Source organism: Micrococcus lacusdianchii (genome assembly GCF_023155805.1).
Classification (GTDB): domain Bacteria; phylum Actinomycetota; class Actinomycetes; order Actinomycetales; family Micrococcaceae; genus Micrococcus; species Micrococcus lacusdianchii.
On sequence record NZ_JAKNUW010000010.1, the window covers coordinates 39,650 to 54,140 of the forward strand.

Consider the following 14,491-nt stretch of genomic DNA (forward strand, 5'->3'; position numbering starts at 1 on the left):
AGTTACCTAATGATCGTTCAGTAATTCTCTGCGCCGCCGCGCCGGCGCGCCCGTGCCGGCAGGGAGGCCCGCCCATGACCGAGACCGCCCACCACCCCATGCTCGCGGAGGACCGCGTGGCACGGTGGCTCGGCGTCACCCTCGAGGCCGCCGAGAAGGAGCACGCGCGCATCCGGATGACGCTCACCGAGGACCAGCACAACGGCTTCGGCCTGGCCCACGGCGGCGCCGTCTTCGCGTTCGCGGACACGTGCTTCGCGCTGACCTGCAACGACCCCGCCTCGGACGGCTCCACCCTCACCGTGGCCTCCGGCGTGGACGTCAACTTCCTTGCGGCCACCCGCGCCGGGCAGACCCTCGTCGCGGAGGGCCGCCTGGTCGCCGCCGCCGGCCGCTCGGCCGTCTATGACATCACCGTCACCACCGACGACGGCACCCCGGTGGCCGCCTTCCGCGGCCGCTCCCGCACCATCCCCGCCCCCGGACGCTGACCGGCGGGCGCACCCGCCGGTGCGCCGTCGTCGACCGCCGCCCGACCCCGCATCCCCAGGAGAACGCCATGCTCGAGGCCTCGATCCCCAACCCGTACACGCCGGCACCCCTGCCCGCCCCCGCCGACCGCGGGGCCCCGGACCCCGAGGAGACGATGAGCCGGGACCAGATCGAGGCGCTCCAGTTCGAACGCCTCCGCTGGACCCTGCACCACGCCTACGAGAACGTGCCCGCGTATCGGGAGCACTTCGACGCGCACGGCGTCCACCCCTCGGACTTCACGGAGCTCGGGGACCTCGCCAAGTTCCCGTACACGGACAAGGAGTTCCTGCGGAAGAGCTACCCGTTCGGCGCGTTCGCCGCCACGGGCCCCGAGCTGCGTCGCATCCACGCCTCCTCCGGCACCACCGGCCAGCCCACCGTGGTCGGCTACACCGACGACGACCTGGCCACGTGGGCCACCCTCGTCGCCCGCTGCTTCCGCGCCGGCGGCATCCGCCCCGGTGACCGCGTGCACAACGCGTACGGCTACGGCCTGTTCACCGGCGGCCTCGGCGCCCACTACGGCGCCGAGCGCGTCGGGGCGGCCGTGATCCCGATGTCCGGCGGGCAGACGGAGAAGCAGGTGCAGCTGATCACCGACTTCCAGCCGCGCGCCATCCTCTCCACGCCCACCTACCTGCTGACCATCGCGGACGGCTTCAAGAAGCTCGGCCTGGACCCCCGCGAGTCCTCCCTCGAGGTCGCGATCCTCGGCGCGGAGCCGTGGACCGAGGAGATGCGCCGCGAGATCGAGCAGACCTTCGACCTCGACGCCCTGGACATCTACGGCCTCTCGGAGGTCATGGGCCCGGGCGTGGCCGGCGAGTCCGCGGCCATCAAGGACGGCTCCCATATCTGGGAGGACCACTTCCGCCCCGAGATCATCGACCCGCTCACGGACGAGGTCCTCGAGACCGGCCGCCACGGCGAGCTCGTCTTCACCTCGCTCACCAAGCAGGCGCTGCCGATCATCCGGTACCGCACCCACGACCTCACCCGCCTGCTGCCGGGCACCACGCACCCGGGCCACCGCCGCATGGGCCGCATCACGGGCCGCTCGGACGACATGATCATCCTGCGCGGCGTGAACCTGTTCCCGTCGCAGATCGAGGAGCTGGCCCTCAAGGAGCCGGCCCTGTCGCCGCACTTCACCCTCGAGATCACCCGCCCGGACCGCATGGACCAGATGGCCGTGATCATCGAGCGCCGCGATCATGCGACCCTCGAGGAGGCCCAGGCCTGCGCAGCGCACCTGCGCATGGAGATCAAGACGAAGATCGGCCCCTCGTGCGTGATCAACGTGGTGGAGCCGGAGTCCCTGGCCCGCTCCTCCGGCAAGCTCAAGCGGATCTACGACCTGCGCGACCCGGCCTGATCCCGTCCCCGCGGCCGACCCCGACGCCGGCGTGCCCGGTACAGTGGACCGGTGCGCCGTCGTCGTCGGCGTCCGCCCGCCCCCGAAGGAGCCCCGTGCCCCAGAGCAGCCCCACCCCGCGCCGCGGCCGGCCCGGCTATGACCGGCAGACGCTGCTGGCCGAGTGCGTCGAGCTCTTCAACCGGCACGGCTACGAGGCGACGTCCATGGGCATGCTCGCCACCCACCTGGGCATCTCCAAGTCCGCGATCTACCACCACGTGGAGTCCAAGGAGGCGATCCTCGACCACGCGGTCACGGAGGCGCTCGACGCCCTCGAGGCGTGCCTGGACGATGTGGTGGCCAGCGGGGCCGACGCCGGCGCGCAGGTCGAGGCGGCCATCCGCGGCACGCTCGGGGTGCTGGCGGAGAAGCAGCCCGAGGTGACCCTGCTGCTGCGCCTGCGCGGGAACTCGGCGGTCGAGGTGGCCGCCGTCGAGCGCCGACGCGAGATCACCCGGCGTCTGGGCGACCTGCTCGAGGCCGCCCAGGCCGCGGGTGCGGTGCGCTCCGACGTGACCCCGCGCAACCTCGCGCGCCTGGCGCTCGGCATGATCAACTCGATCGTCGACTGGTACCGGCCGGATCGCGGCGTCCCCGGCCAGCAGGGACCGGGCCAGATGATCGACGCCGTCACGGGCGTGGTGCTCGGGGGTCTGCAGGGCTGAGGGCCCGCTGTCCTCAGCCCTGGCCGTCGAGCGCGGTGAGCACGTCGGCGACGATCGAGGCCGCACGGTCCTCGGCGTCCGCGGGCACCCCGCCGTCCGCGTCGGCCTGGGCCACGGCCACGGTGCGGGCGCCGTCCTGCACGGCCGTCAGGTGGGAGTAGACGGATCCCCCGGGGGCCGGGAGCGCCGTGTACGCGGTGCCGCCCTCGTGCTCGGTCCGCGTCACGCTCTCCACGACGAGCCCGGCCAGGTCCACCCCGGTGCAGGCCTGCGCCGCCGCCCGGGCGTCCTCCAGGGCGGCGCGGGCGGCCTCCTCCGTGGGGTACACGGTGACGCGCACGCCGAGCGGAGTGACCTCGGCGTCGGGGGACGTCGTCAAGGAGGGCACCGGCGTCGAGGTGGGCCCGCCGCCGGTCGTGGCGGCCGTCTCCGGCTGGGCCGTGAGCCCCAGATCCGCCGCCCCGGCCTCGGCGTCCCGCTCCAGGTCGGAGCGTGTGGCGTCCAGGCAGGCCTGCTGTTCCGCGCTGCGGGTGGAAGCCGGGCTCGCGCCGGCGTCGACCGTCTGCTCCAGGCCGGCGGCCCGCTGGCGCAGCTCCGTCTGCCGCTCCAGCGGCGAGGCGGCGCTCAGCCCCACCTCGGACCCCGGCCCCGCGGCCCGCTGCACGGCGGCCTGCACCGCCAGGGTCCGCTGCCCGTCCAGCGCGGGGGGCATCTCGAGGGACAGGCTGCCCGAGGCGGAGGCGCTGGCCGTGCTCTCCGTGGAGCTGCTGGCCGCGGGCGACGTGGACGCGGACGAGGCCGCGGGCGACGTGGACGCGGACGAGGCCGCCGTCGTCGTGGACGACGCCGATGACGCCGACGAGGGGGCGGGGGAGGAGGGCTCCCCGCCGCCGCCCGCGCACCCGGCGAGGGCGAGTGCGCCCACGGCGAGGGCGCCGAGCAGGGGGAGTCGGGGGGTCATCATGGCCCGACTCTACGGGCGCTGTGACGGATGCCACAAGGAAGCGGCGGGGACATGCGTCGGGGCCGCCCGGTGCGGGGTGCGCACCGGACGGCCCCTGATCCGTCAGCGGAGGAGGTCAGCCGAGCGGGGTGTCCTTGTCGCCCAGGTTCCAGTCCTCCACCGGGCCGAGGTTCTCCCCGTCCGGCCCGTAGCGGTAGAACCCCTGGCCGTCGGCCACGCCGCTGTGGCCCTCGGCGATGCTCTTCTCGAGCAGCTCAGCGAAGCCGAGCTGCCAGTCGACGCCCGTGTTGCGGGAGACGTTGGCGGCCACGTGGAAGCCCACGATGTCATAGGTCTGGAACGGGCCGCGCTCGTTGCCGGTGGCCACGCGCCAGGTGCGGTCGATGTCCGCCGGGTTGCCCACTCCGTGCATGTACAGCTTGGAGCCGGCCTGCAGCCACGGGATGAGCAGGGAGTTGAGGAAGTAGCCCGGGATCTCCTTGCGCACGTGCACGGGGACCATGCCGGTCTCCTCGGCGAACTGCAGGGCTCCCGCGACGGCCTCCGGCGAGGTCGCGGCGGTGCCCATGACCTCGGCGGTGTTCTGCGCCCAGATGCGGTTGGCGTAGTGCAGGGCCAGGAAGCGCTCCGGATGGCCGCTGGCGTCGGCGAAGTCCGAGGGCAGCAGGGAGGAGGTGTTCGTGGCGAACAGGGTCGTGGCGGGGGCGAGCTCGCCCACCTGGGCCCACACCTTGCGCTTGAGCTCCAGGTTCTCCGGGACGGCCTCGACCACGATGTCCGCATCTGCCAGGGCCTCGCCGAGGTCCGAGGTCGGCGTGATGCGGGCGAGGGCCTCGTCGAAGCGCTGCGGGTCGTAGCCCTCCCCGAGGTCTGCTTCGTAACCCTGGCGGATCCACGCCCAGCGGCGCTCGATCCCCTCGAGGGCGGCGGGGACGGCGTCGTAGGCCACCACCTTCTTGCCGTGGTACGCCGCCTGCATGATGATCTGCGAACCCAGCACACCGGTGCCCAGCACGGTGACCTGATCGAAACGGGTGAACTCGGACATGTATGTCGACCTTCTTCTCTCGCGGTCCGAATGGGACGCCCAGGTGAACGTCCCGGGCACGCTCCTTGTTCCCGGGGACGACGACGGGCCGCCCGGTGCGCGGGAGCGCACGGGACGGCCCGTCGGGGCGGGGAGGCTCAGCCCTGGGAGGTCTCAGGCGGGGCCATCGGCCAGGTCTTGGCCACGAGCGTCAGCACGTCGTACTGGGCGCAGAGCTCGTCCTTCTGGTTGTGGATCCGGCAGTCCCAGGCCACCTCGCCGTACTCGTCGCTCACGCGCGGGGTGATGCGCTTGGCGGTCAGGGTCACGCGGATGGCGTCGTCGTAGGTCACCGGCGTGATGAAGCGCAGGTTCTCCAGGCCGTAGTTGGCCAGCACCGGGCCCGGATCCGGGGCCACGAACAGCCCCGCGGCCCACGAGACCAGCAGGTAGCCGTGGGCCACCCGGCGCGGGAAGAACGGGTTGGCCATGGCGGCCTCCTCGTCCGTGTGGGCGTAGAACCTGTCCCCGGTCTCCTCCGCGAAGGCGGTGATGTCCTCCAGGGTGACGGTGCGCAGGCCGGAGGCGAACTGGTCGCCCACCGTCAGCTCGGCCAGGGACTTGTAGAACGGGTGCACGGCCGTGCCGGCCTCCACGTCCTCGCGGGTCACCGTGTGGGCCGCGGCGCCCTGATGCCACACGCCGGTGATGGCCGTGAGCATGTCCGGGGAGCCCTGGATCGCCGTGCGCTGCATGTAGTGCTTCACGGCGCGGACCCCGCCGAGCTCTTCGCCGCCGCCGGCGCGGCCGGGGCCGCCGTGGATCAGCACCGGCACGGGGGCGCCATGGCCCGTGGTGGTCGCGGCGGTCTGGCGGTTCAGGACGTGCACGCGGCCGTGGTGGGCGCCGATCCCGGCGGCGAACGCGCGGGCGGTCTCACCGTCGTTCGTGGCGACCGTGGCCACGAGCGACCCCGAGCCCAGGGCGGCCAGGGCCACGGCGTCGGCCACGTCCGTGTAGCCGATCACCGAGGTGACCGGGCCGAACGCCTCGACGCTGTGCACCTCGGGGGTGCGCGCGTCCTCGAAGGTGAGCACCGTGGGGGCGAAGAACGCGCCGGACTCGGCGTCGGCGTCGCCGGTCGAGCCCTCGGGGCCGCCGAGGCGGACCTGACCGCCGGCGTCGACCAGGCGCTGCACCGCGCCGCGGACCTCGCCCTGCTGCTCCTTCGAGGCCAGGGCTCCCATGGTGGTGCCCTCGACGCGCGGGTCGCCCAGGACGACCTTCGCGGCCAGGCGCTCGGTGAGGGCGGCGGTCACGGCCTCAACCCGGTCCTGCGGGACGATCACCCGGCGGATGGCGGTGCACTTCTGGCCGGCCTTGACCGTCATCTCCTGGAAGACGACCTTCACGAACGCCTCGAACTCGGGGGACTCCGGGTCCGCGTCCGGGCCGAGGATGGCGGCGTTGAGGGAGTCGGTCTCCGCGGTGAAGCGGACGCCGCCCTCCTGCACGTTCGGGTGCTTCTTCAGCGTGGCCGCGGTGGCGGCGGAGCCGGTGAACGCGACGTGGTCGCGGTAGTCCAGGTGGTCCAGCAGGTCGCGGGCGGAGCCGGAGATCAGCTGGATCGAGCCCTCGGGCAGCACGCCGGACTCGAGCATCAGCTCGACGCACTTCTGCGTGACGTAGCCGGTGGGGGTGGCCGGCTTGACCACGGTGGGCACGCCGGCCACGAAGGCCGGGGCGAACTTCTCCAGCATGCCCCACACGGGGAAGTTGAACGCGTTGATCTGCACGGCCACGCCCGGGATGCGCTGGTAGATGTGCTCGCCGATGAAGGAGCCGTCGCGGGAGAGGGGCTCCACGTCGCCGTCGATGATCACGTGGGAGTTCGGCAGCTCGCGGCGGCCCTTGCCGGAGAACGTGAAGAGGGTGCCGATGCCGCCGTCGACGTCGAAGGCGTGGTCGCGCTGTGTGGCGCCGGTGGCGAAGGAGACGTCGTAGAGCTCCTGGACGCGGGAGTTCAGGTAGAGCGCGAGCTCCTTGAGCTGGAGGGCGCGCTCGTGGATGGTCAGCTCGCCCAGGGCCTGCTGGCCGACGGTGCGGGCGTGCTCGATGGCGGCGGCCGTGTCGAGGCCGTCGGTGGAGACGCCGGTCAGGCGCGCGCCGGTGGTGGCGTCGAGGATGTCGGTGACCTTCTGCGGGGACGAGGGCGTCCACCAGGAGCCGGCGACGAAGCTCGGGAGGATCTCGGTCTGGGTCTTGTCCGCGGTGGCGGTCATGCGGTGCTCCTTCGGGACTCGAGGGCGTCGGCGCGGGTCGGCCCGGCACGCGCGGAGGCGCAGGCGGAGACGACTGACCGATCGTTCGGTTATTGCCAGGGTAACCCGGATCACGGCCGAGGGCGAGGGGTGCCCGCGGCGGGCGGGGTCATGGGTGCTCCCTGCGTCCCGCGTGTGTCCTCCTGCCCCGGCCCACCTGACCCCTTCCCCGGCCCACCTGACCCCTGGCCCCTGCTCCCTCCTGCCGAGTGTTGGGCCGGGCTGGGCTCCGGGCCGGAATCCATGTGAACCCCAACACTCGCGCACCGGCCCGGCGGCACCCAGGCCACCCCTCACACGGGTGCCCCGCGCCGCCGGAGGATCTCGCGGATCTGCCACACGACCAGGTCCCAACGCCCGTCGGCGAGATCCTCGCTCCGCACCCGGACCACCTCCCAGCCCTCCGCGCGCAGGGACCGCTCTCGGGCGGCGTCCTCGCGGATCTGCCGGGGATCGGTGAAGTGCTGCGGGCCGTCGTACTCCACAGCCACCTTCCACGCCCGCCAGACGAGGTCCACCCGCAGCGTCTGCCCCGTGTCCAGCCGCACCGCCGGGTTCACCTCGGGCTCGGGGAGTCCGGCCTGCACCAGGCGCAGGCGGGTGCGGGTCTCCTGTGCGGAGTCGGACCCGGAGCGCATGACCTCCAGCGCGGCCCGCGCCAGCCGCACCCCTCGCGCTCCGGTGCGGGCGGCCACCCCCGCCCGCACCCGGTCCCAGCCCACGACGCCGGGCGGCAGGTCTGCGCGACGGCGTGCGGTGGGTGCCGTGCGCACCAGGGAGTCGCCGATCACCGCTGCGTCTTCGACCCTCGACAGCCCCGCCGCCAGATCGACGAAGGTCCACACCGGGTCCACGACGCGGATGCCCTCGTGCACGGTGGTCGGCGTCGTGGGGACGAGACGATGGAGCACGAGCCCGGAGCGTTCGAGGCGCGTGCTGCGCGACGAGGGGACGGCGAGGTGGACCGGGGCGTCCGCCCGTCGGCGCCGGGGGAGCCAGAGGCCGAGGGCGGCGGCGGCCGTCTCGTGGCTGAATGCCGCGTCCGGGTGGATGTCCTGCAGCGCCCGCAACCGGTCGAGGAGCTGCGGAGGGCGATCGCGGACGCGCCACAGGCCACGGCCGGCGCTCTCCAGGTCGGAGGCCGCGAGGCGTCCGCGCGAGACCCCTGCCCGACGCGCGGCGAGTGTGGAGAAGACGGTCGCGTCGCGGAGCCGGCGGTCCAGGCCGGTGGGCATGGGAGGCAGGGGGGAGGGGCGACGCGGCATGGGGTCCAGCCTGGGGTGCCGCGGCAGCCCGGGGGCGGCGACGTCGACGTTGTGTGGAGGGGGCGGTGCGGGAGGCGCGCTGTGCAGGAGAGGTCGAGGGCGCTCGTCGCCCCCGCCGGCCGCTCAGCCGCCGACCGAGGAGGCGAGTGTTGGGGTGGGCGGGCTCTCCAGACGCGAAGCCGGCGCACCCCAACACTCACGGCTGGGCCGGGGCGCAGCGGGGCGGGCCGGGGCGCAGCGGACCGGGCCGCGCCGTGGGGAGGCGGACCGGCCCGCGCCGGGCGGGTCCCCGACGGGGTGCGTAGAATCGCGAGCGTCCGCTCGGACGATCCCGAACCCCACCCGGAGAGCCACGCCGCATGCTGCGCACCATGTTCCACGCCAAGATCCACCGGGCCACGGTCACCCAGGCGGACCTGCACTACGTGGGGTCCGTGACCGTGGACCAGGACCTCCTCGACGCCGCCGGCATCCTCCCCGGCGAGCTCGTGAGCATCGTGGACGTCACCAACGGCGCCCGCCTCGAGACCTACACGATCGCCGGCGAGCGCGGCTCGGGCGTGCTCGGCATCAACGGCGCCGCGGCCCGCCTCATCCAGCCGGGGGACACGGTCATCCTCATCGCCTACGCCCAGATGGACGACGCCGAGGCCCGCGCCTTCCAGCCCACGGTCGTCCACGTGGACGGGCGGAACCGGATCGTGGAGCTGGGCTCGGACCCGGCGGAGGGCCTTCTCGACGGCGTCGCCCGCCCACCGCAGTCACGTCGCCTGGAGGACGCGCAGGCGGAGCTGTGACGCCATGACCGGCTCCTGCCCCGTGCCCCACGGCCCCGCGTCCGGCACCGGCGACCGCCGCAGCACCCGGGTGGGGGAGCCGGCCCGCCCGGACGTGGAGCACGTGGACGGCGTCTGGCACATCCGCTCCCAACGGCTGGTCCGGGAGGTGCTCCGCCCCGCGGAGGCCACCCGGCAGGCCGGCTTCGGCGCGGAGGCGGACGCGCTCGTCGGCAGCCTCGAGGACGGCCGCATCCAGACCTCTCCAACCTCGCCCTGCACTTCTCCACCCGGGTCGCCGCTCGCGTGGTCGGCCTGACCGAGTCGGACCAGGAGGGACTGGCCCGGCGCCTCGTGGCGTCCTCTGACCAGCCGGGCGCCGTCCTCGGCGATCCGGCCACCGGCTGGCGACGTCTCACCGCGTTCGTGGTCTCGATCCCCGGGGTCCTCGACCTGCTGCGGTTCCACCTCGCGGACGTGCGCCCCGAAGTGATGAGCTTCGGCGACGGCGCGCATCGCTGCCCGGGCAACACCCTCGCCCTCGTGGAGACCGAGCCGTTCCTCGAGCGGCTCCTCGGGAAGGACGTGCGGCTGGTCTCGACGCCGCGGATCGAGTGGGAGGACATCATCGCCGGGTACGCCGTGCGGGGCCTCCGCCTCCAGCTGGCCTGAGCCCTTCCCGCCGCGCCTCCGGCCCACTCCCACACGCCGTTTCATCTGCACACCTCTTCAGGTATGCTCATCTCATGACCCCCGACGTCGAGCAGGCCGCCGAGCTCTTCAAGGTCCTCGCCTCGCCCGTCCGCGTGGCCGCGCTGCTGCGCATGGCGGACGGCCCCGTGGGCGTGGGCGACCTGGCCGACTACGTGGGGGTCACGCACACGCTCATGTCCCAGCACTTGCGGGTGCTGCGCATGAGCGGGCTGGTGCGCTCCGAGCACGAGGGTCGGAGCCGCGCCTACTCCCTGATCGACGACCACGTCGCCCACATCGTCCGAGACGCGGTGCAGCACGCCGCGGAGGAGGTCCATCATGACCGTTGACCACAGCACCCACCCGATCCACGCCGAGCACGACCACCAGCACGGCTCGGACTGCGGCCATGAGGCCGTCCAGCACGGCGACCACGTGGACTACAAGCATGACGGCCATCTGCACCACCTCCACGGCGACCACGTGGAGGAGTGCGACACCTGCTCGTGCGGCTCCTGCGCCGCCGACGGCGAGTGCTCCTGCGCCACCTGCACCTGCGCGGACTGCACCTGCGCCACGTGCGACCACGCGCAGGCCGCCTGAGCCGCGCCCCGCACGGCCTGCTGCAGCGCACGACGGCGGCCGGTCACCTTCGGAGGTGACCGGCCGCCGTCGTCGTGTCCCGGTCCGGACCGGCCCCCCTCAGCGGGAGGGCAGGGCCGACGCGCGCAGGGCGCGCCGTCCGGCGCGCATGGCCACCGCATGGCTCAGGCCCATGGCCGCGCGCCCGCCGGGGGCCGCGGCGACGGCACGCATCCACCGGGTCCCGAGCGCCACCTCCTGGGTCCACGTCACGAGGCAGTGGCCGGGCGCCGACCCGCGCACGTCCACCTGCACCGTCCCCTCCAGGTCCCCGTGGAGGGCGGCCACCAGGACGCCGCGCTCACGGTCGTCGATGACCCGCTCCATGACCAGCCGCACGGGGACCAGCCCCACCAGGCGGATCCCGGCCTGCTCATCGGAGGCCGCCTCGTCGGCCCCGCCGTCGCCCGCGCCCTCCCGGGGCAGGTGCACGGCCCGGGGGATGGCCGGCCACCACTCGGGGTACCGCAGCGGGTTCCCCAGCAGCTCCATGACCTCCTCGGCCGGGCGCGGCACGGCCCAGCGGTGGCGGAAGACGAACGGTCGGTCGGCGCGGCGGGAGTGGGGCATGCGCCCATTGTGGTGCCCCGCGCGCACGACGGCGGCCGGTGACGCTCCGAGGTGACCGGCCGCCGTCGTGCTGTCCCCGGGAGGCTCAGGCCCGGTCGGCGTAGTCGAAGAAGCCCTTGCCGGACTTCCGGCCGAGCTCGCCGCGGGCCACCATGTCCCGCATGAGCTGCGGCGGGGCGAAGCGCTCACCCAGCTGGGACTCGAGGTACTCCGCGATGCCCAGGCGCACGTCCAGGCCCACGATGTCGGTCAGGGCCAGCGGGCCGACCGGGAACTTGTAGCCCAGCACCATGGCGGCGTCGATGTCCTCGGGGGAGGCCACACCCTCCTCGACCATGCGGATGGCCTCGAGCGCGATGGCCACGCCCAGGCGCGACGAGGCGAACCCCGGGGCGTCCTTGACGACGACGGGGGTCTTGCCGAGCCCGCGGACCCACTCGGTGGACAGGGCCTGGAGCTCCGCACCGGTCTGCTCGCCGATCACGACCTCCACGAGCTTCGAGGCGGGCACCGGGTTGAAGTAGTGCAGGCCGCAGAAGCGCTCGGGGCGCTGCAGATGCGTGGCGATCTCGTCGATGGACAGGGAGGAGGTGTTGCTGGCCAGCCAGGCGTCCTCGCGCAGGTGGGTCTCGACGTCGGTGAGCGCCTCGATCTTCACCTGCATGTCCTCGAACACGGCCTCGACCACGAGGTCGCAGCGGGCGAAGTCGGCCCGGTCCACGGAGACGGTCAGGCGCTGCTCCCACACGTCCAGGTCGCCGTCGATCTTGCCGCGCTCGAGGGAGGCGGCCAGGTCGGCCTCGATGCGCCCCTGGGCGGCCTCGGCCGACTGCGGGTCGCGCTCGACGACGACCACCTCGGACGAGCCGGAGACGAGGAACGCGTGGGCGATGCCCGCGCCCATGCGGCCGCCGCCGAGCACGCCGACGACGGCGGGCACGGAGCCGGTGCCGGCGGCGGGGGTGGTCTGGTCCTCGGTCATGTCAGTCCTCACTTGTTCTTGCGGTCCAGGAACGCCTGCATGCGCTCGAACTTGGCCTCGGACTCGAACAGGATGGCCTGCGCGATCTCGTCCACGTGGGGGTGGGCCTCGCGAGGGAGGTGGAAGACGCGCTTGGACAGCCGCACCGCCAGCGGGTCCTGCTGCGCGATGCGGTCGGCGAGGGCGTCGGCGGCGTCGAGCAGGGCGTCCGGCTCGTGCAGCTCGGTGACGAGCGTGAGCTCGAGGGCCTCCTGAGCGTCCAGGATCCGTCCGGCGAGCAGCAGCTCGAGGGCCACCGGCTCACCCACCAGCTCCTTGAGCCGCCACTGGGCGCCCGCCGCGGCGGTGATCCCCAGACTCGTCTCGGGCTGGCCCATCTTCAGCGCCGGGGTGGCGATGCGGAAGTCGGCCGCGTAGGCCAGTTCCGCGCCGCCGCCGAGGGCGAAGCCGTCGATCGCGGCGATCACGGGCATGGGCAGCCGGTGGATGCGGTCGAAGACCTGCGAGTTCACACCGCGCAGGGCGTCGTCGCGGCGGCGCTCGCGCAGCTGTCCGATGTCCGCGCCGGAGGCGAAGATGCCGGAGAACGTCCCCGGCTCGCGCGTCGACTCCACCTGCGTGCCCGAGATGATCAGGATCTTCGGCTCGCGTTCGAGGTGGGCGCAGAGCTCGTGGAACTCGTCGACCATGGTCTGGTCGATCGCGTTGCGCACGCCCGGGCGGTCCATGCGCGCGTGGACGCGGTCCACACGCTCCTCGACGCGCAGTGCCGTGAAGTGGCTGAAGTCGTCCATGCGCTCAGACCTTCTCGACGAGCATCGCGGAGCCCTGGCCCACGCCCACGCACATCGTGGCCAGGCCCCTGTCCGCGCCCTCGCGCTCCATCCGACCGAGCAGCGTGACCACGAGGCGCGAGCCCGAGGAGCCCAGCGGATGGCCCAGGGCGATCGCGCCGCCGTCGGCGTTGACGGTCTCCGGGTCCAGGCCGAGGCGCCGCATCGAGGCCAGGGACTGCGTGGCGAAGGCCTCGTTGAGCTCGACGGCGCCCAGATCCGCCACGGACCAGCCGGAGCGCTCCAGGGCTTTTTCGGTGGCCGGGACGGGGCCCAGGCCCATGATCTCGGGGGCCAGGCCCGCCGAGGTGGACTCCACGACGCGGGCCCGCGGGGTCAGGCCGTACTTCTGCGCGGCCCGCTCGGAGACGACGAGGATCGCCGAGGCGCCGTCGTTGAGGGAGGAGGAGTTGCCGGCGGTGACCACGCCGTCCTTCTTGATGATCGGGCGCAGGCCGGCGAGCACCTCGGGGGTGGAGCCGGGGCGGGGGCCCTCGTCCGTGTCCACGATCGTCTCCGTGCCCTTGCGGCCCGTGACGACGACGGGCACGATCTCGTCCGCGAAGCGGCCGGCCTCGATGGCGGCCAGCGCACGCGCATGCGAGCGGGCGGCGAAGGCGTCGGCGTCCTCGCGGGTGATGCCGTCCACCTCGCCGACCTCCTCGGCGGTCTCCGGCATGGAGAAGGTGAACTTCTCCCCGAACTCGCCGTCCGCGAAGCGCGGGTTCACGAAGCGCCAGCCGATCGCGGTGTCGAAGGCCGCGCCGGGCTTGGCGAACGCCGTCGTCGGCTTCTCCATCACCCAGGGGGCGCGGGACATCGACTCCACGCCGCCGGCCACGACGACGTCGGCCATCCCGGAGCGCACCATCGCGGTGGCGATGCCGATCGCGGACATGCCGGACGCGCAGAGGCGGTTCACGGTGATGCCCGGGACGGTGTCCGGGAAGCCGGCCAGCAGCCAGGCCATGCGGGCGACGTTGCGGTTCTCCTCGCCGGCGCCGTTGGCGTTGCCGAGGATGACCTCATCCACGACCGATGGGTCGATGCCGGCGTCCTCGATCACGGCCTTGATGGTCAGGGCGGCGAGGTCGTCGGGGCGGACGGAGGAGAGGGCGCCGCCGTACTTGCCGACGGGCGTGCGGCGACCGCCGACGAGCAGGGCCTGGGACTGTGCGGACATGGAGACTCCTTGAGTGACCGACGACGGGGCGGGGCGGGCGCGGCGAATTACCGACCGTGCGTTCGGAGTTCAGTATCCGGCCCGGGTGTGACGCGGGTCAAACATGAGGGTGCGCCGGGTTCAGGGCCGCCGGACTGCAAGGGCGGGGCGTGCCCGAGGGTCCGTGCGGGCTCAGGCGTGCGGCCGCCCCTGCGTGAACACCTCGCCGAGGCCCGCCCACTCGTCCCGCCCGAGCCGGGCACCGGGCCCAGTCGGTCCGGGGCGGGCAGGGTCCGACCCGGCGCGTCCGTCACCAGCGTGTCCCCCCGGACCGCTACGTGCACCACCCGGCCGAACATGCAGTGGCCGTCGCCCGCGGGGGCCACGCGCTCGAGCGTGCATTCCAGGACGGCGGGGCTCGCAGCCACCCGGGGCGGCGCGACGACGGCGCTCGGCTCCTTCTCCAGGCCCGCCAGGACGAACTCGTCCACCCCGGGGCCGACCGGGGCGGACGTGGTGTTGCGGGCCTCGGCGAGGGCCCGGTCCACGAGCGACACCGTGAACTGCCCGGGGGCCTCCCTGCTGAACCCCATGCTTTCGAACGCCGTATAGGTCCTGTTCCACGCTCGAAAGACTCCAT

At 73.5% G+C, this 14,491-nt stretch carries 17 protein-coding genes; 8 read left to right on the plus strand and 9 right to left on the minus strand.

The annotated features are described in order from the left end of the window. The first annotated feature begins 74 nt into the window (after nucleotides 1-74). The 3 genes from MA879_RS07730 to MA879_RS07740 all read left to right on the plus strand — a co-directional run bounded on the left by MA879_RS07730 (nucleotide 75) and on the right by MA879_RS07740 (nucleotide 2,616). Nucleotides 75-491 carry a PaaI family thioesterase gene (locus tag MA879_RS07730; protein WP_248124830.1) on the plus strand — a complete coding sequence of 139 codons (417 nt, stop codon included), beginning with the start codon at nucleotides 75-77 and terminating at the stop codon, nucleotides 489-491. Nucleotides 492-559: 68 nt separating this feature from the next. After that, nucleotides 560-1,909 carry a phenylacetate--CoA ligase family protein gene (locus tag MA879_RS07735; RefSeq protein ID WP_248124833.1) on the plus strand — a complete coding sequence of 450 codons (1,350 nt, stop codon included), beginning with the start codon at nucleotides 560-562 and terminating at the stop codon, nucleotides 1,907-1,909. Nucleotides 1,910-2,004: 95 nt separating this feature from the next. Next, nucleotides 2,005-2,616 (plus strand): TetR/AcrR family transcriptional regulator, encoded by a 612-nt coding sequence (locus MA879_RS07740; protein ID WP_248124835.1) that lies wholly within the window; start codon nucleotides 2,005-2,007, stop codon nucleotides 2,614-2,616. Nucleotides 2,617-2,629: 13 nt separating this feature from the next. Here MA879_RS07740 and MA879_RS07745 read toward each other — a convergent pair whose 3' ends face one another. The 4 genes from MA879_RS07745 to MA879_RS07760 form a co-directional block, all read right to left on the minus strand. Further along, nucleotides 2,630-3,580 (minus strand): hypothetical protein, encoded by a 951-nt coding sequence (locus tag MA879_RS07745; protein ID WP_248124838.1) that lies wholly within the window; start codon nucleotides 3,578-3,580, stop codon nucleotides 2,630-2,632. Between the two features lie 115 nt (nucleotides 3,581-3,695). After that, nucleotides 3,696-4,628, minus strand: a complete 933-nt coding sequence (locus tag MA879_RS07750) for a 3-hydroxyacyl-CoA dehydrogenase (RefSeq protein WP_248124841.1) — start codon at nucleotides 4,626-4,628, stop codon at nucleotides 3,696-3,698. Between the two features lie 137 nt (nucleotides 4,629-4,765). Next, nucleotides 4,766-6,889 (minus strand): phenylacetic acid degradation bifunctional protein PaaZ, encoded by a 2,124-nt coding sequence (paaZ, locus tag MA879_RS07755; protein ID WP_248124843.1) that lies wholly within the window; start codon nucleotides 6,887-6,889, stop codon nucleotides 4,766-4,768. A gap of 332 nt (nucleotides 6,890-7,221) precedes the next feature. Continuing rightward, nucleotides 7,222-8,163, minus strand: a complete 942-nt coding sequence (locus MA879_RS07760; RefSeq protein WP_248124846.1) for a DUF559 domain-containing protein — start codon at nucleotides 8,161-8,163, stop codon at nucleotides 7,222-7,224. A 389-nt stretch (nucleotides 8,164-8,552) separates the two neighbouring features. On the opposite strand from MA879_RS07760, the gene panD reads away from it, so the two are divergent. The 5 genes from panD (at nucleotide 8,553) to MA879_RS07785 (ending at nucleotide 10,265) form a co-directional block, all read left to right on the plus strand. Further along, nucleotides 8,553-8,990 (plus strand): aspartate 1-decarboxylase, encoded by a 438-nt coding sequence (gene panD / locus MA879_RS07765; RefSeq protein WP_248124849.1) that lies wholly within the window; start codon nucleotides 8,553-8,555, stop codon nucleotides 8,988-8,990. Nucleotides 8,991-8,994: 4 nt separating this feature from the next. Next, nucleotides 8,995-9,288: a hypothetical protein gene (locus MA879_RS07770; RefSeq protein ID WP_248124851.1), complete on the plus strand. Its 294-nt coding sequence runs from the start codon at nucleotides 8,995-8,997 to the stop codon at nucleotides 9,286-9,288. Further along, nucleotides 9,276-9,641 carry a hypothetical protein gene (locus MA879_RS07775; RefSeq protein WP_248124854.1) on the plus strand — a complete coding sequence of 122 codons (366 nt, stop codon included), beginning with the start codon at nucleotides 9,276-9,278 and terminating at the stop codon, nucleotides 9,639-9,641. Before MA879_RS07770 ends, MA879_RS07775 begins: the two co-directional genes overlap by 13 nt. 74 nt (nucleotides 9,642-9,715) lie before the next feature. Continuing rightward, complete coding sequence (locus MA879_RS07780; RefSeq protein WP_248124856.1) at nucleotides 9,716-10,012, plus strand: ArsR/SmtB family transcription factor; 297 nt, start codon at nucleotides 9,716-9,718, stop codon at nucleotides 10,010-10,012. Continuing rightward, nucleotides 10,002-10,265 carry a hypothetical protein gene (locus MA879_RS07785; protein WP_248124859.1) on the plus strand — a complete coding sequence of 88 codons (264 nt, stop codon included), beginning with the start codon at nucleotides 10,002-10,004 and terminating at the stop codon, nucleotides 10,263-10,265. Before MA879_RS07780 ends, MA879_RS07785 begins: the two co-directional genes overlap by 11 nt. Before the next feature lie 99 nt (nucleotides 10,266-10,364). On the opposite strand, the gene MA879_RS07790 is transcribed toward MA879_RS07785, so the two are convergent. From MA879_RS07790 to MA879_RS12665, 5 genes are all read right to left on the minus strand, one after another. Further along, on the minus strand, nucleotides 10,365-10,874 hold the full coding sequence (locus tag MA879_RS07790; RefSeq protein ID WP_248124862.1) for an SRPBCC family protein: 510 nt from the start codon (nucleotides 10,872-10,874) through the stop codon (nucleotides 10,365-10,367). Nucleotides 10,875-10,959: 85 nt separating this feature from the next. Further along, nucleotides 10,960-11,856, minus strand: coding sequence for a 3-hydroxyacyl-CoA dehydrogenase family protein (locus tag MA879_RS07795; RefSeq protein ID WP_248124864.1), 897 nt, complete (start codon nucleotides 11,854-11,856; stop codon nucleotides 10,960-10,962). Between the two features lie 8 nt (nucleotides 11,857-11,864). Next, nucleotides 11,865-12,650: an enoyl-CoA hydratase/isomerase family protein gene (locus MA879_RS07800; RefSeq protein ID WP_248124867.1), complete on the minus strand. Its 786-nt coding sequence runs from the start codon at nucleotides 12,648-12,650 to the stop codon at nucleotides 11,865-11,867. A gap of 4 nt (nucleotides 12,651-12,654) precedes the next feature. Continuing rightward, nucleotides 12,655-13,872 carry a thiolase family protein gene (locus MA879_RS07805; RefSeq protein ID WP_248124869.1) on the minus strand — a complete coding sequence of 406 codons (1,218 nt, stop codon included), beginning with the start codon at nucleotides 13,870-13,872 and terminating at the stop codon, nucleotides 12,655-12,657. A gap of 47 nt (nucleotides 13,873-13,919) precedes the next feature. Next, nucleotides 13,920-14,444 (minus strand): flavin reductase family protein, encoded by a 525-nt coding sequence (locus tag MA879_RS12665; RefSeq protein ID WP_418001229.1) that lies wholly within the window; start codon nucleotides 14,442-14,444, stop codon nucleotides 13,920-13,922. Between the last annotated feature and the right edge of the window lie 47 nt (nucleotides 14,445-14,491).